Origin of the sequence: Paenibacillus sp. NRS-1782, assembly GCF_050467685.1 — a bacterium.
Taxonomy (GTDB): Bacteria; Bacillota; Bacilli; order Paenibacillales; family Paenibacillaceae; genus Paenibacillus; species Paenibacillus terrae_A.
In genome coordinates this window covers 20,323-38,241 of sequence record NZ_JBITPH010000003.1, presented here as the reverse complement: position 1 = coordinate 38,241, position 17,919 = coordinate 20,323, and the positions used below count along the sequence as shown (strand labels likewise).

Here is a 17,919-nt window from a genome sequence, read left to right as displayed (position 1 = left end):
CGATGTCAATGCTAATCTAGTGGAGAAATATACACTTTCATCTTAGCTAAGGAGCGATAATTTTGAAAGCAAAAGCTTTTGACTTGCATAACGTAAGCATTGATTCTGGCCCGCTTTACCATGCTATGGAGCTGAATGCGGCCTATCTGCTGAGTTTGGAACCCGACCGTCTATTATCACGCTTTCGTGCATATGCAGGACTGGAGCCCAAAGCGGCTCACTATGAGGGCTGGGAATCCCGTGGCATCAGCGGGCATACCCTCGGTCACTATCTGTCCGGCTGCTCGCTGATGTTTGCCTCAACGGGAGACGAAAAGCTGCTTGAACGAGCACACTATGTCATCAACGAGCTGGAAATATGCCAAAATAGTCATGGAAACGGATACATTTCCGGTATTCCGCGTGGGAAAGAGCTTTTCGAGGAAGTGAGGGCTGGCGATATACGCTCGCAGGGCTTTGATCTGAACGGAGGCTGGGTGCCGCTATACACCATACATAAGCTCTTCGCAGGCTTGCGGGATGCCTATCTGCTCGCGCATCATCCCAAGGCTCTGGCGATGGAAATCCAACTCGGCGAATGGCTGGAGGATGTATTTCAAGGGCTGAACGATGATCAGGTACAGCAGGTGCTGCATTGCGAATTTGGCGGCATGAACGAGGTACTGACGGATCTGGCGGAGCATTCCGGGGAAGAGCGCTTCTTGAAGCTGGCGGAACGCTTTTATCATGGGGAAGTGCTGAACGATCTTGCAGTAAACCACGATACGCTGGCAGGACGACATGCCAATACGCAAATCCCCAAAATCATTGGCGCTGCACGGCAATATGAAATGACCGGAAAACCGCAATATGCGGATCTCTCCCGCTTTTTCTGGGATCGGGTTGTTCACAAGCATTCCTATGTCATTGGCGGCAATAGCTATAATGAGCATTTTGGTGAACCGGGAAAGCTGAATGACCGTCTGGGCGAAGGTACCTGCGAAACCTGCAACACCTACAACATGCTGAAATTAACGAGGCATATGTTCGAATGGGACACATATGCAGCGTATGCGGACTACTATGAACGGGCAATGTTCAATCATATTCTGGCTTCACAGATGCCTGTCGATGGGCGTGTATGCTATTTTGTATCGCTGGAAATGGGAGGACACAAATCCTTCAATTCTCAATATGAGGATTTTACATGCTGTGTCGGGTCCGGGATGGAAAGCCACTCCATGTACGGCACTGCGATTTATTTTCACACGCCAAAAACGATCTATGTTAATCAATATGTCCCTTCTACTGTGACGTGGGATGAGATGGACGTACAGTTAAAACAAGAGACTCTCTTTCCGCAAAATGGTCGGGGAACGCTGCGCGTCATCAGCAAGGAGCCCAAATGGTTCACGATCAAGCTAAGATACCCGCATTGGGCGGAACAAGGTATGATCATCAAAATCAACGGGGAAGCGTTGGCTGCGGAGGCTTGCCCTACCAGCTATGTTGTAATTGAACGGGAATGGAACGATGGAGATACGGTCGAGTATGACCTTCCCATGACGGTGAGAGTCGAGGAAATGCCGGATAATCCGCGCCGGATTGCTTTTATGTATGGGCCGCTTGTGCTGGCTGGGGACCTTGGGCCTGTAGGACAGGAGCCCAACGAGGAACGTCTGCTGGCGTCTGTTCTAGTCGGGGAGACCGATTCGCTGACCTCGAAGCTGGTCCCTGACGGGAACAAGCCTAATGTATTCCATATGAACGATGTAGGCTATGTCAGAGATTTGGAGCTTCGGCCGTTTTATCAGATGTATGATCGTTCCTATACCGTTTATTGGGACCTCTTTTCCAAGGGAGAATGGGCCTCAACAGAGGCGGAATACCGCACCGCGTTAGCGTACCAGTTGGAGTTGGAACGACGTACGGTGGATGCTGTGCAGCCTGCCGAAATGCAGCCAGAACGGGATCATGCCTTTACGGGCGAACATGTGAGTTTAGGGTCCATCTATAACCGTAAATATCGCGATACATGGCCTGGGGGCTGGTTCTCTTTTGTCATGAAGGTGCTTCCGGATGAGCCTGTCCAATTAGCAGTGACTTATCTGAAAGATTCGGATCGCTCTCATCGTGACTTTTATATCACCGTAGATGGTCAGATTTTAGGAGAAGGCAAGCTGGAATCCGAGGAAATGAATAAATTTGAAACGTTCGCCTATGAGCTTCCACTGTCTGTGACGGCTCAAAAGGATGAAGTTACGATCCAGTTCACAGCCCATCCACAAGGCAAGGTGGCGAAGGTCGCAGGATTGCGAGTGATCAGACATTCAGGCTTGTAGTCCAATAAATATTCTTCAAAATATTTTCCACAAAATAGGAACCTAAGATTATAGCCCCAGGTTCCTTTCAGGCGGTGAACAAGGTGACAGCATCAAGGGCTGTTAGCTGCGCCTCTTTTAAAAAAAGAATAAAAGTGTGGCCTGCTGCCTTGGTAATCGATACACCAAAGCCATCAGTCGTAATCGGTTTTATATTCTTAGCTGTCCGCTCCTCCACTTATGAAAGTTGAATTCGTTATCCTCGTCTATAGCTTCAAGATATATTGAACAGATGCTGCACTCTTAAAATGTTGAATATTTCCGTCAGGTAAAATGAGCGTCAATGGCGTTTGTTCCGGTCCATCCACCCAGATTATAAACTCCCCTTCACTTCGGTGCCACTCTACTTTTACCAGTCCTTTCGGAGTAGCAACCTGTCCTTTTGCCCATGTCAGATGATCTACTCTTGGGCGAACCCGAATGCTACCATATCCGGGTGTCTCGGGCTGCACGCCTAGAATTTCCGAGGTGAACTCATAAAGAGGTACAGCTCCCCACCCATGGCAGTCGCTTCGTTGACTCACGGTGTCTTCCATCCATGTAGTCAGGTTTTGATCAACCATCTTTCTCCACGGCTCCCATAGTGAGTGTACACGATCATACAGATTAGTCGCTGCCAATGCGCGGAATAAGTAAAATGACATGGCAAAGGAGCTTTTAGGAATGGAATCGTTTGCTAGCGTGATTTCCATAAGCTGCTTCGCTTCTTCCCCTTTTACCGTTTCAGACAAGACAGCCCATATTTGTGTTTGCTGACTAAATAGTTCTACACCGGGCCCATCGGTAAACATACCTGAATTACCTATGGAACGACAATTTGCAACTACAGCTGTACAGATACGTTCTGCTCTTTCTCTATATTCGGAAGCAACTCCCTCCCTGCCTACAAAGGCTGCCATCTCCGCAGCTTTCCGAAGGGCCGCCGCGTACATAAGACTATGAATGGTAAGTAGTCCATGATGAGAGGCGGTAGGAACACCAAATGATTCTTTCCACTCATCTGTCCAATCAATGAACGACCAATATTGGCTTGGCATTACGCCAACTAGTCCACGCTCGTCAAGCATTCGGTCATAGTAATCTAATACGGCATCCACCGAAGACCCGTATCTCTTCATTAATTGAACATCTCCGTAGTACATCATATGGTCGTGAAGCATATGAATCCAGTATAACGAAAAGCCGGGGATAACCTGTGGTGCATGAGATGGATAGCGAGATTGTGTTAACCCTTGAGGAAGCAATGAGCTATGGAAATCATAAAATGTCTTCCGTGCCAGACGGTCATCTCCCGATACATTGAACGTGAATAAAATCTGGGAGCGCGTATCCATAGCATATTGTAACTGTTCGTAATAAGGGCAATCTTCATAGCTCTCATGCATACACAGCTGAAGCGTCCGTAAACTAATATCCCATAGCTTCGAGTATGAGCCATCTGAGCTATTAAAATGACCCATGACTTCAAGGGGATAACCCGTTTCACGATAATCTAGCTGATGCAGCGTGAGCGGTTGTCCCTTGGTTTCAATTTCAATACGTACATAACGAAATGTCCGAAACCAAAACGGTTCATAGGTTTCAAATTTATCTCTCATTCCCGCTACACAATATATGTCGTAATCTCCGCATAAGGAGCCCGTTTCGCTATCTGTCCGGTCTCCCTTATCGCGCATCCAAGGTACCAGTTTAGGCTCTTGTTCATAGCATTCAGCACACAACAAAGAGATTTTTGTCTCTGCCCCCTGACTCATGGCAAGCTGCAAAAATCCGGTTGTCAGTTCCCCGGCATCCAACTCAGCAATGACCTTACTGTGAGCAGGAATCGTCAATGGAACATCACGATACAACAGATCGAGCCACGCCTCACTTGAAACCTCCGAATCCATGACTCTCTGAACGTTTGAAAATCGCCGGTTTTCCTCCTTCATCAAAGGAATTGCCCTTTCTGTTAACACCCAAGGCTTCAGAACACCATGTAACGTATCAAACTGGTAAGCGGAGGCAGAAAGCCAATCACCATCATCGTATCCGCTTACATTCCATTCAAAGGGAAGATTTAATCCATCTACTTCCTCCGTAATACCCAAAAAAACGGTATATATACCCTGAGAAAGGGAAATAGCTGTATCCTTCATGCAGCGCCAAGACTCATCCGTATGGAGTTGATTGACCATATGACCAGCAGAGTCTCTGATGATGCCATGTACATATAACCCAGCCAAACGTGTTCTCCACACGGACTCGTTACCATCCTGCACAGGCGAATAACGTAAGACTTGAGCCGCTATTACATTTTCTCCTGCCCTCAAAAATGAGCTAATATCAACTGTTTCATAATACCAGGTGAAACGATCTCCTTTACATGGACCGAAGCTAACAGAGACTCCGTTAACAAAGAGGCGATATCGACTATCCGCTGACACCTTGATTTTGGCTTGATGGGGTCCGTTTTCCAAATTAAACGTCTTACGAAAATAAACGAAGCTTCCTACCTCGTTTTCATCATCTATTGTCCAATCAGGAGTCCAAATCCATTTAGCTTCTTCTTCCCAGTTTACTAGCATCTCTTTAACCGCTCCTTCTACATAAAATCCTTAGATGGTTATTCCTTTACACCGCCAGTAGCTACACCTTCAATAATTCGATCCGACAAAAAGAAAAACGCAATTAAGATAGGGATCGTGGCAAGAACAGAAGAGGCTAAAGCGCTGTCCATATTCATCATAAGATTACTTGTATACTTCATGATAGCAAGAGGGATTGTTTTTACATTGTCATTTTGCAACAGGACGAGCGGAACAAAGAAGTTATTCCAAATACCTACGGAAATGATAATACACAAACTTACAATAATTGGGGATGCTAACGGGAACATAATTCTCCAAAAAATTTTCCATTCTCCAGCTCCGTCTATCTTTGCCGATTCATACAAGGCACGGGGCGATTTTGCAAAAAAATGAGTCAGCATAAGAACAGGCGTAGAAATTCCCGCTGCCATAACCAACATAACTCCCCACACACTATTCATCAGTCCCATGTTTTTAATAATCAAAAAAATAGGTACAATGCCCAACTGCATCGGAAACATTAATCCAAGTAGAAAATAAAGCATGATTCCTTGTCTAAAACGAAACTTGTATATCCCTAGTCCATATGCCACCATGGAAGAAAGCAGAATGATAAGCACAATGGCACCGACCAAAATGATAACGCTACTAAAGATGTTGTATTGAAAATGGTCCTCTTTGAAAATATCAATATAAGCTTGAAGGCTCCATTCCTTAGGCCATCCTATGGTATTCGTTAAAACATCTTTCTTTGTCCGAAACGAGTTCCACACTAAATACCCTAGAACAAATACAGTAAATGAACAGTACAAAAACAGGATCACTTGGCTTACATATTGCCGTTCGCTTCGGAACATATTAGTTCTCCTCCTTACCAGACAAAAGTTTAAGTTGAACCAGAGCCACAATAAGGATTACTACAAACATTACACAGGCAATTGTAGTTCCCATTCCTATGGAGTTGGCACTGACGGTTCCTCCCATAGCTCCGTTAGAACCAAAAGCAACTCTATAGAAGAAGAGAGTCATAACGTCCATTGAGTGGTCAGTACCTCCAGATACGCCACCTAGCATATAGTTATAATCAAACACTGTCATTGAAAAGATGTAGCTAATAATCACCACATTAATGATGCTCGTTCGAAGCAACGGGATTACAATGTGGAAAAATCTTCCCCAATACCCGGCTCCATCTAAAAATGCAGCTTCAAAAATTTCTTCAGGCAGCATTTTCATGGCTCCGATAAAATAAATCATGCTAAAACCAATACCACTCCAGGTACTAATCAAAAATATGACATACATCTCTTTCCCTGGAATACCCAACCAATTTTGTACCCAACCCTCTAGTCCCACCAATGTTAATATATGGTTAAATATTCCGATATTTTGATCAAAAATTAATGTCCCCATAAAAATAACAACCGTCGAGGTAATAAATTGTGGCGCAAATATCATTGTTTGAAAAAAACGATACCCACGTATCTTTGTATGAATCAAATAGGCCAGATACAGCTGTGCAGGTAAAACAAGAACCGTATTTAATACAAACAAGAACACATTATTCTTAAAGGCATTTAAAAATTGACTATATAGCTCTTTAGTAGTAAATAATTCAATGTAATTTTGAAAGCCAACAAATTTGGAATCTCCAAATCCGTTTGAATAGTACAGACTCATGATGGCTGCTGAAACAATGGGATAAATGACAAACATGGAATACAGGATGAAGCCCGGTGCGATAAACCACATGTATGGATGTCTCTTAAGCCATTCAATGATGGATGATACTTTTCCAGTTTGAACACCAAATTGTGAATCGGGTGCATTCTTTATGGATTGCATATGCTTCGTCACTCCCTAAGATAGAAGGACTCGGCCTGAACCGAGCCCCTCTACATAAAGTTTATTTCGTTTTTGCTAATGCAGCATTCAATATTTCTACTGCTTCCTGCCCTGTAATTTTGCTTGTCAGCAGCTTAGGCATTACTTCTTCCAAAAAGATATCAGTGAGCTTGACTTCGTCAGTCGAAACATTTGTCAAAACCGTATAAATATTATCTCCAAGGCCATCATAGGCAGCCATTTCCTTTACACCTTCATCTTTTGGCTTGATATCATCAATAATAGGTACTGCGCCCGTTTCCGTTGCAAAAATTTGCTGCGCTTCCTGGCTTGCCAGATATTTGATATACTCCGCAGCTTCTTTCGGATGCTTTGTATTTGCCGAAGCTGCGTAGGTCATTAAATTACTCAAGCTTTGAGGTGCCGTTTTCTTACCATCCGTCCCTGGAATATAAAAACGTCCAAGATTGCTCATCGAACTTTCGTAAGTTGAATTATTCCATGTTCCATCTGCAATCATAGCTGCTTTTCCGTTCGTAAAAGCCAGCTGAGCTCCAGCAGCATCTACGGAACCCAGGTTGTTTGAAAAATAACCTCGATCGGCAAAATCACGAATCGTTTGGAACGCTTTAATAATGCCAGGATCGGAGAAATCTCCTTTTCCATGATTAACAGCTTGAAGCGCATCATTACCTAACGCAGGAAGTAGACTAAATGCGATCCACAACCTGGACCAAGCATCTTTGCCTGGCATAGCAACAGGGGTAATTCCTTTCGATTTTAACGTTTCGGCAACTTTCACAAATTCATCAAAAGTCTTAGGAGCCTCCAGGTTATATTTGCTAAAAATATCTTTGTTGTAATACATTAATTGCGAATCCATAAAGGAAGGAGGCGAAGTATAAAGTTTTCCGTCCACTGTTCCATATTCAACAGCTTCTTTTGGATAACGGCTTGTATCCAACTTATAATCGTTCAAGGGAAGAAGAGCACCGCTTTTTACATACAAATCCATTTTGGGCGTTTTGTTTCCCTGTACATAGAAGACATCTGGCAAAGAGTTAGCTTTTACAGCAGTATCTATAGTCTCTAACGTGCCTGTATATTGGAAATCTATCTGAATACCCGGGTTATTCTTCATAAAAATTTCATTGATTTTTTTGAATCCCTGTTCAGTTACGGGTTGGTTGACTTGATCGCCCCATACTTGTAAAGTCACTGCATTGGATTCATTGGCTCCCTCACTTTTTGAGCTTGTGTCTGAACATCCGGCGAGCCCCACAGCTGAAGCAATAACTAAACTTAAGAATGCGCTTCCAATTTTTCTTTTCATAATAAATCCCCTTTTGGATTATTGACATGTTGTTCTTGTTATTATGTTAGTCTTTATGAGTTCTAAATCACATGGTCAAAATTTTGATTGCGCTTCCATTTCTCCAGCACTTTTTTTATTTGTTAAACAAAAATCCAGCCTTTCCATGGGAGAAAGGCTGGATTGATTCCAATTCTTCAGTTTAAAATGCCAATTCTTCAGTTTTTTTGAAAAGTCCGATATTCTGATATGGTAGTCCCCGTGATTTTCTTAAATACTTTGACAAAATAGTTCGCATTAGGATACCCGATTCGGGACGCTATTTCCTCTGTTGAAAGATTCGGATTCTCCAGCAACTCCATTGCCTTCTCAATACGAACCTTAGTAACATATTCCAGGAAAGTAAAGCCCGTCTCATTACGAAACAACTGGCCAAAGTAATTGGCATTGAAATTGGTAATCTGCGCTGCATCTTCCAATCGAATCGATTCAGCATATTGCTCGTTAATAAAGGTTATCACTGCTTCTAGCCAGGGACTTCTCTTTTTGATAAGAAGAAAAACGCGATCCCGCTCTTCCATCATAGTGCGTGTAATCCGAAACAACTCAGACCAGGAAGAAACAGATTCGGATATTTCAAAAGTAAGTACAAGAGGATTCATTTCCTGATTTAAAGTATCCTGATCTACTAAAAATGTTTCCGTTCTAATTTTAATAAACTGTCTATACACCATCTGAAGAAATCTGACTGCCTCCTCTGGTGTATACCTCTCTGCAAACAGCTTTCCCACTTCACTCATCCACGTATAAATGCTATCCCGTTGTTTATCCTTCAAGAGTTCCAAAGCCCTCTTTTTCAAATCCACCCATTCTGAAGCCACTATATTCATCATCGGACGTGTAGAATCGTATTGATATATTCCCGCACCCCAATAAAAGGACTTACACACAGCGTCTTCAGCCTGCTTGCGCATCTTTATCATTTCTGTTAAAAATGCTCCTCTTTCACTCATACCTATTACAATAGGGATATTTAAGTTTTGTTGAACCGTATCTGAAACTTCTGAAAAAATTTTATCGTCCAAAATATCAGCTTCTGATTCAAGGAAACATTGGACATGGAACAGATCTTGATCCATTCCGATGTAAACGTTCTTACAAAACCGTTCAATCAATTCCTGCAATAAATAACCCAGGGCTTTACATTCTGAATCTAAATAACCGTTTGGACTAGGCAGTGTTCTAATAGCAACCCAACACCCGTGAATCCCGTTACTATTCCATTTTTTCAGCAAATTCGGATAACGAGCAACTTCTATACCCGTTCCCTTCATTGTAATTCCCGATAAAGTTCTCGTTTCGCGCAGCAGCAATTGTCTTTCTAAATCCAAATCAGCAACAACGATTTGTTCTTCTATAGATGCTTCTGTCACATTGGAATAATTCAACTGGTCGAGGGTCTGAATTAACTCATCAGGATCAAACAAATGCTTCAGGATATAATCTTGGACTCCTAGTTGTATAGAGGTTCTTAAGTATTGGAATTCCTCATGACTACTAAGGATTAAAATGTTCATAACAATGTTGTTCTCTCGAATTCGACGTATAAGTTCCAGTCCGTCCATTTCAGGCATCCGAATATCTGTCAACAATACATCAGGCGGACCTTCTCGCTCTATCGCCTCCCAAGCCTCCAGACCATTTCGGTAAACACCGGATACATGGTAGCCGTGATTCTCCCAGTCGATGACGGTTTGAAATCCTATACGAACAAGTGATTCATCATCAACAATCATCACTTTCCTCATGAGTCTACCCCCACATCTGTTATTAACGGCATAGTTATTTCCATGGTAGTTCCGCTGCCTTCCATACTCAATATCTGCAAACCGTATTGAGAACCATAATACATCTGAATACGCTCTTGCACGCTTCTTAATCCGATGTGATTATTCTCGTTCTTTCCGGCCAATATTTCATGAATAGATGATAAACGTTCATTCGATATACCCGTTCCATTATCAATGACCTGCATGATGAGTTGATTATTATTCTCCTTGATGGACAATTTAATTTCACCAGGTCTGTCAATACTAGATAAACCATGAATCAAGGCATTCTCAATTAACGGCTGTAATAAAAACTTTAGAATTTTTACATTTTCCAGCTTGGCTTCTATATGAGTTATAAATTGAAAATTTTGATAACGGACCTTTTGAATTTTCACATAGTCTTGCATAACAGACAATTCATCCTTTAGCAATACCAGTTCTTCAGCATTATGCAGTGAATAGGTCAATAAATGAGTTAAAGCATCAACCATTTCACGGATATGATCCTGTTTCCGAATAAGGGCCATCCATCGTATGGAGTTCAATGTGTTATAGAGGAAATGTGGAGAGAGCTGATTCTGGAGCAGCTTTAGCTCTGCTTTTCGTTTTTTCTCCTCATTTTTTTTCACATCATCAACCAAATTATAAATTTCGTATAAGAATGAGATAAACAAATCGTTCAACTCGCAAATTTCCCTTGCGCCCTTGAATTTTATCATCAATTGAGGTCGGACTCCCTTTATGCCTTGGTACATATTTCCTCTAAGTCGTTTTATAGGTATAACTAAATCAGTTACAACAATATAGGTTGCTACTAACCCTATCACAGTACAGAGCGCAATAAGCCCTACCGCAAAACCGCTCACACGGTGTACAGTTCCATAAAGCTCAGCCAACGAGAATGAAGCAAAAACACTCCAGTCGTTCTGCTTTATTTGAGCTACGATATCGAGAGTATTATCTGATGTTTTGGCCAGCTGCATCTCTTTTTTAATGATTACTTGATCCCTCGAATCTCTCACAGCTAATTCTACCCCTGAACCAACTTGGGATGACGTTAAAGTATTCTGAAGCCAACGTGAATTTATAACCAAATAAGCAATCCCAATCGGCTGAAAGTTATCATCTTTTATGACCCGGCCTAAGCGAAAAGCTTGCACCTCTCGATTCCCAATATGAAATTCACGAGGGTTGGACCATACTGGCGCACCATTACTTTTTTCAACATTATCAATAAATGTCTGTTCGTTATCATTGTAATAATCAGTACTATCATTACCTACCACAAAACGTCCGGATTTCGTTACAAAAACGCATGATATAATATTATTTATATCAATCTCCCCAATCGCAGGACGAATATCCCCTTCCAATTTCCTTTGAATTCCCAGCATTTCAAATTGATTTTCGGGTATAACTTTAAATAATCTAATAATTTCATATTTTGTAAACAGTTTTAAACTTATGTCATTATAATCGGTTATTTGTGTATCAATTTTATCTCTGGTTAAACTGATTATTGTTTTAGAATAATGACTAATCACTTCTTGTGAAGTTTGATTATAACTGTTTGTTAAAATGGTAAGACCTACCACAGAGGGCAAGATAATAAGAGGTATATAGATGATCATTAACTTATACTGTAGTTTCCAATTTCTCCATTTATACCACTCATAAATCGACATACAGTCCTCCTTTTTAAAATGTAATCTCTCACTTGATATCAATAAAACCTCGGATACTTCATTCTTTGGTTCTAACAACATTATATCTTACAGATTCTAATATGACGTGCGATAACTACTGGAAAACATTAAAAAAAGACACAACTCACTATATAAAAAAATCCACTACTATAAAATGCCTTCATCCAGAAGTCAATTTTATGGTAGTGGACCTATTCAGTCGATCAAACGATGCTGGACCCATTTGTTACCGCGGAAGCGCCAAAGGAAAACAATCCCCCGCACGCCCCATTCAATATCCATAGCCAGCCAGACCCCAACAATCCCCAGATTGAAGACGATGCCCAAAATATACCCGAGCACCACCCGGCACAACCACATGGACAGCATCGAGGTGAGGGACGTAAATTTCGAATCACCTGCTGCTCTAAGCGCAGAGGGTACGATAAAGGCGATGGACCAGAGCGGGATCTGGGCCAACGTATTAATCAGTATCACAATGAAAATGTCATCTACGATTTCAGCAGGTGGATGAAACAGACCCACCATCGGCTTGAACAAGGGCATAAGAATGAGACCCATAACAATAAAAGAAAAAGACGACAGCCAGATAAAGGATTTGGTAAACTTTCTGGCATCCTCGACATTTCGACGACCGATACATTGACCGACTACAGTCACAATCGTCAGAGCCAGGGCATTCGCAGGAATTTGGAACACGTTAGCCAGGGATGAGCAAATGGCATTCGTCGCCAACGCATTGGTTCCCAGGCTCACAATGAAGATTTGGGTTAAAATTTTACCCCCATTAAAAAACATCTGCTCTGCTGCAAATGGAAGCCCGATGAACAGAATCTTTTTAAGCATAGCTAGATTAAAATAAAGCATATCTCTAAGCTGAACACGCAAGTCGTCATCTACCCTGACCAAATAGATCAACGCGCAGACTGCCCCTGCGTATCTGGACACGTTTACGGCAATCGTCATGCCCAGCACACCCATATCCAATACATTAATGAATACTACATTTAAAAGCACGTACGAGAGGTGCATGATGAGAGAAAGAGCCAGCGATGCCCTTGTCTTCCCGATCCCCCTCAGTGCTCCACACACCGCCTCAACTACTGCAATCCCAACGAAGGACATACAGCTTCCCAGCAGATACACCTTGCCGTTAGCTAATACATCCGGCGAGGCGGAGCCAAACAGAATACTTAAAATCGGATTGTACAACACGATCATAAACAAACTGATAGCCAGCGCCAGCAAGGAAACGGAGGAAATAGTGCCGGATGCAGCCTTAGAGACCATGAGGTCGTTACCGCTCCCCTTATACTGCGCAACCACAACCGTACCCCCGGTGGACACAGCAACAAACACATTTATCAGAAAAATATTCAGCGAATCAATCATATTCACCGCGCTGACCGCCGCCATACCCGATGAGCTGATCATTGCCGTATTTACCAAATTAAGACCAACAATAAAGGCCTGATCAATCAGAAGCGGAATAAAGAGAGCAATAATCTGTCGATAATCAATAGACGCTCCCGAAAAATGCCGATTCAGAAAGCCATGGGTTCTCATTCTTACACTCAGTTGACTCATATCATCACATTCTTTTTATCAAATTAAAAAAAACCCTTCAACAGAAGAGCTTTCATAGAAGTATCACTCCAAAAGAAAATCCTGTCAATAGTTTTACTCACATTTAAAATAGAAAAAACACAAAAACCTGCTCAGCTCAGTGAACAGGTTTTGAAGTGAAATTAAATCCCTTTTATAAGGTTATTAAAACCTTGTTACATGCATTTATATTATCTTCTCGCAATTAAATCCTGTTGAATGGAAGCTTCGTTCTTTTCGAATTTTTTATACAAGAACATAGGAATGATGCCGATCAGGAAGACGATAAACGGTAGCCAGATAAAGCTGAACTGAATTCCAGACAACGCAGTAGGCGTTTGGACCTTCCCGGCGATGTAACCGGTGCTGCCCATGATCCATGCCGGCAATAATCCGCCGATTCCGCTACCCGCTTTAATACAGAATGCGCTTCCAATGGAGGTCAGGAATCCACTTGCCCGAATACCATTTTTCCATTCCCCGTAATCGACTGTATCTGATAACATCGCAAACGGCATAGAACATGCAAAGCCTGATCCTAACGCACCAATAATCCAACCGATAATAATGAGGGTTAAGTCCGTACTTCCCATTAAAATTACAACCTGACCCAATGCAGCCAAAATCAATCCAATAATCATGATGCTGTTTTTACTTAATTTTCTGGCGAACAACGGAATCAGAACCATCGAGATCAATTGTAAAGAGGTCAGTCCGTTGATTAAAGGTACCAAGTCCTTGCTATCCAGATTGTATTGCAGATAAAAGATAAGCGTCGCTGAACGGATATTCAAGCCAATCCAGTAGCACAAATTAGCAGCTACGACGAGCATCCAGGGCCAATTTCGTTTGATGGCTGTAAAACTTTTAGCAATCGGAACGGATTTCGTTTTAACCGCTGCATTTTCACGCAAATCGGCAAACGCTATCAAAAACATGATAATGGCCATGATTCCAAATAAAACGAGCGTTAACGAAAAACCTTTTTGATCATTCCCCTGTCCAAAGAAGGCCACCAGAGGCAATGTAAACGTCGTAGCTATGAAGAAGCCCACATTCCCCCCGACCATACGGAAGGAGTTCAGCACGACGCGCTCGTTAGAGTTCGTACTCAGGTTAGGCAGAATGGACGTAATGGGCGTACTGATTCCTGTATACAGGATACCGGCTATGATATAAGTGACCGCCGCGTATGCAATTTTTCCAGACTCACTCCAGTTGGGTGTTGTGAACGTAAGAACCATGAACACCGCAAACGGGATACATAACCATAGAAAATAAGGTCTACTCTGCCCGTATTTTGACTTGGTCCGGTCAATCAGGATGCCCCAGATCGGGGCATCAATGGCATCAATAAAGCGGGTGATAAAAAGCAGCGTCCCGGCAATTCCAATAGAAAGACCAAATACATCCGTATAAAAATACAATAAATAGCTGGAAATGACACAGTATAAAAGATTGCCCGCTGTATCCGTTAATGAATAGCTGATTTTACGATGAAAAGGAACGGTCTCGGGTGGTTCTGTACTCACAATTCTCGTGCTCATGATCTCTTCTCTCCCCATGTGAATGAATTATGATTCATAAACCCACACACGCATTTCTCCTTTATCCCGGTTGCACCAAGCATAGTAAGGAATTGCAGTGATTTGTTGAGAAACCAATTCAGGGGGCTCCGAGCTATATAATGCAGTGGAGCTTTTCACCCGATAACCCTCTGTCTTCAGCTTTACAATGCCACCAAGCAGGTTTTCGCTAAACTCTTCCGTAATGAGACTGTCCTTGGGCAATCTTAATCCCGCCAGGTTCTCCCCGTTATCCACTTCTTCCAGACAAAACACGATTGGACCACGTTGGAGAGCGACCTGCTGCTGATTCATGGAAACAAGAGCGTTGCTCCGAATCCGTTCCACCGGCATAGCCAAATGCAGGGTTACCACATCACCATCATTCCAGGTGCGCTGAATCTCTACATAGCCTTTTTTCAGATGGTGTAATGAAATGGTTTCGCCATTCACCTTCACCTCTGCCTGCTTGCACCACCCCGGAATCCGCAAAACCCATGTAAACGAAGTCGGCTCTGCTGCATGAATGGAAAAGGTCAGATCCGCATCCCATGGATAATGATGAGTCTGTGTAATTTCCACCTCTTGACCAGACAGAACCATGTTTACCCTGCTTGCAATATACAGATGTGTATACAACGTATCCTCGGTCTGGGTGTACATATTATCTTCGACCGATGCGATCATGCGGGCCAAATTGGGCGGACAGCACGCACAGAAGAACCATTTTTGCCGTTCTATTTTTACGTGCTTCTGATCTTTTCTGGATTTTTGAAAAGCATTCACTTCCAGTGGATTGACGTAAAAAAATCGTTTTCCATCCAGATCCATCCCACTAATGGTTCCATTGTACAGCGCACGCTCCAGCACATCGGCATATTTGCGGTCTGGTGCTAAGCGCAGCATACGATTGGCCCAAAAGGCCAGCCCTACAGAAGCACAGGTTTCACAGTACATGCTGTCATTCGGAAGATCATGACTGCAAGTGAACGCTTCCGCGTTTACAGAAGATCCGATGCCAGCGGTAATATACATTTTTCGGTTCGTCACATCATCCCACAGGGCTTCACAGGCTTTTAAAAGGGAGGCATCTCCTGTCTTCGCAGCCAAGTCTGCCATTGCAATATACAGATACACCGCTCTTACGGCATGACCCACAGCCTCCGTTTGTTCCCGGACAGGTTGGTGTGCCTGCTGATATTCGAAGCCTAAGCCAAAATTAATGTTGTTATCATCATTCCAGGTAGGCTCTGTTTGAATTTGTTTTCTATTTTCCCGTTCCTCTTCAAAGTAAATCGGGTGCTGCCCCCGCTGTTCAATAAAATATTGTGCTAATTTGAGATATTGATCCTTTTCAGTCACATCATATAATTTGATCAAAGCCAGCTCGATTTCTTCATGCCCAGGGTAGCCTTTTCGTTTCCCCGCTTCCGTACCAAAAACCTGCTGAATCAGGTCCACGTATTTCTCCATAATGTGGAGAAATTCCGTTTTGCCTGTCGTTTCGTAATAAGCAACCGCCGCTTCTATAAAATGTCCCGCACAATATAGCTCATGGTTATCACGTAAGTTGGTCCAACGATTGTTGGGCTCTTTCAGCAAATAATACGTATTCAAATATCCATCTTCAGCTTGAGCTCTTCCCAGCAAAGCAATCACTTCATCCGCCCGTTCTTCAAGCGCAGGGTTCGGATGATCCCTTAAACTAAAGGCCACCGTTTCCAGCCATTTTGCAATATCACTATCTTGGAAAACGGTTCCATAATACTCCCCGCTGGACTCACCAGCCGCAATTTTAAAGTTTTCAATCGCATGACTGGGTTCTGTATCTGGTAACTCATCATTTAATGCTTTCCACTGATAAGGAATGACCTCTTCTGCCACAACCTGCTTATACTTTTTCCAAAATGAATCCTCAACGGCGACATGTTTTACTGGCTTAGCTGTTTTCATTGGATACACATCCCTTCCTGGAAATAGAACGCTTTCATTTTTGAAAAAATAAGGATAAAGTAATGATACATGCCCGACCTAACAAACCTGGGTTTCCCTTGCTACAGTCCTTATTTTATCAACCTGAACTTATAAAAAAAATCGCAATCTTTAACTAAAAGTTATACGATTTCACACACATAAAGGAGCTGACTTCCATGAGCAAAACAAACTTTCTATCCTTCCTTGTCCCTCCATTGCCTTATTTCATTGAGGGGAATGTTACTACATACCAAAAAGGGGATTGGCACCCGAATCGTTATAACTTGGGCTATTTTGACGTTATTATCATCAAAGAAGGACTGCTGCACATAGGAGAGGAAGATGAAGTATGGAAGGTGGCTGGAAATTACGCACTGATTCTTGAACCGGATAAACACCATTTTCCCATTGAGGCATGTACAGAACTAACCTCCTTTTACTGGTTTCATTTTCAAGCCAGTAGTATGTGGTGCGCCCAAGCTTCACCCAATCTGATCACACCAAGCTCACCCATACCCGAGTTGCATTTTCATTCCGAGCACACAACAATCCATTTACCCAAATTTCAAAAACTAATCAATCCCCATGAACTGTTTTCTAAATTAGACTACTTACTAGCCTCTACCTTAAAACCTAGAAAGCTGGCCCTATGGGAGGCCCAACAGATATTTGTGAATATTTTTCATAGTTTGGAATATGATGATAATCATAAAAGCAGTTCCTCCAAGTTAGCAGAACAAATCGAAATCTACTTAAAACAGAATTACAAAAATGCGATCACCAACAAAGACCTGGAGGCTCATTTTCACGTACATCAAAACTATCTCGCCAGATGCATGAAGACCGCTTTCCACCGTACGCCGCTTGAATATTTAATGGATTATCGTCTGGATCAGGGGCGCAGTCTTTTGCTGCAAACCGACTGGTCCGTCCAACAAATCACAGAAGAAACAGGGTTCTCCCAAGCCAGCTATTTCTCCAAATGCTTTAAACAAAAATTCGGGATGTCCCCGAAAAACTATAGACAACAATACTGGAAGCCGGCTAATTGAATCGTAAAATATATAGGCATTACATCTCCTTTACATTTTTAACATACTCCCGTTATATTGTTCCTTTATACTGAGTCTGCTACAGATTTTACATCGTG

The 17,919-nt window shown here is 42.5% G+C and carries 11 protein-coding genes; 2 read left to right on the top strand and 9 right to left on the bottom strand.

Features of this window, described 5'->3' with window-relative positions; translation table 11 throughout:
* The first annotated feature begins 62 nt into the window (after positions 1-62).
* The gene (locus ACIFQM_RS00535) at positions 63-2,321 is read left to right on the top strand and encodes a beta-L-arabinofuranosidase domain-containing protein (RefSeq protein ID WP_430064771.1); all 2,259 of its coding nucleotides are present in this window, start codon (positions 63-65) and stop codon (positions 2,319-2,321) included.
* Positions 2,322-2,566: 245 nt separating this feature from the next.
* Here ACIFQM_RS00535 and ACIFQM_RS00530 read toward each other — a convergent pair whose 3' ends face one another.
* The 9 genes from ACIFQM_RS00530 to ACIFQM_RS00490 form a co-directional block, all read right to left on the bottom strand.
* Positions 2,567-4,927, bottom strand: coding sequence for an alpha-L-rhamnosidase C-terminal domain-containing protein (locus ACIFQM_RS00530; RefSeq protein WP_430064769.1), 2,361 nt, complete (start codon positions 4,925-4,927; stop codon positions 2,567-2,569).
* Between the two features lie 38 nt (positions 4,928-4,965).
* Positions 4,966-5,787: a carbohydrate ABC transporter permease gene (locus ACIFQM_RS00525; RefSeq protein WP_430041541.1), complete on the bottom strand. Its 822-nt coding sequence runs from the start codon at positions 5,785-5,787 to the stop codon at positions 4,966-4,968.
* Position 5,788: 1 nt separating this feature from the next.
* Positions 5,789-6,775: a carbohydrate ABC transporter permease gene (locus tag ACIFQM_RS00520; RefSeq protein WP_430046264.1), complete on the bottom strand. Its 987-nt coding sequence runs from the start codon at positions 6,773-6,775 to the stop codon at positions 5,789-5,791.
* A gap of 61 nt (positions 6,776-6,836) precedes the next feature.
* Positions 6,837-8,108: an ABC transporter substrate-binding protein gene (locus tag ACIFQM_RS00515; RefSeq protein ID WP_430064767.1), complete on the bottom strand. Its 1,272-nt coding sequence runs from the start codon at positions 8,106-8,108 to the stop codon at positions 6,837-6,839.
* A gap of 197 nt (positions 8,109-8,305) precedes the next feature.
* Positions 8,306-9,895, bottom strand: a complete 1,590-nt coding sequence (locus ACIFQM_RS00510; RefSeq protein WP_430041547.1) for a response regulator transcription factor — start codon at positions 9,893-9,895, stop codon at positions 8,306-8,308.
* Positions 9,892-11,604, bottom strand: coding sequence for a histidine kinase (locus ACIFQM_RS00505; RefSeq protein ID WP_430041549.1), 1,713 nt, complete (start codon positions 11,602-11,604; stop codon positions 9,892-9,894). The genes ACIFQM_RS00510 and ACIFQM_RS00505 overlap by 4 nt, the downstream gene beginning before the upstream one ends.
* 216 nt (positions 11,605-11,820) lie before the next feature.
* Positions 11,821-13,212, bottom strand: coding sequence for an MATE family efflux transporter (locus ACIFQM_RS00500; RefSeq protein WP_430064765.1), 1,392 nt, complete (start codon positions 13,210-13,212; stop codon positions 11,821-11,823).
* A 209-nt stretch (positions 13,213-13,421) separates the two neighbouring features.
* Positions 13,422-14,777, bottom strand: coding sequence for a glycoside-pentoside-hexuronide (GPH):cation symporter (locus ACIFQM_RS00495; protein WP_430064763.1), 1,356 nt, complete (start codon positions 14,775-14,777; stop codon positions 13,422-13,424).
* Positions 14,778-14,804: 27 nt separating this feature from the next.
* On the bottom strand, positions 14,805-16,748 hold the full coding sequence (locus ACIFQM_RS00490; protein ID WP_430064761.1) for a glycoside hydrolase family 127 protein: 1,944 nt from the start codon (positions 16,746-16,748) through the stop codon (positions 14,805-14,807).
* Positions 16,749-16,945: 197 nt separating this feature from the next.
* Between ACIFQM_RS00490 and ACIFQM_RS00485 the strand changes: the two genes are divergently transcribed.
* Positions 16,946-17,821, top strand: coding sequence for a helix-turn-helix transcriptional regulator (locus ACIFQM_RS00485; RefSeq protein ID WP_430041556.1), 876 nt, complete (start codon positions 16,946-16,948; stop codon positions 17,819-17,821).
* Positions 17,822-17,919: the final 98 nt, after the last annotated feature.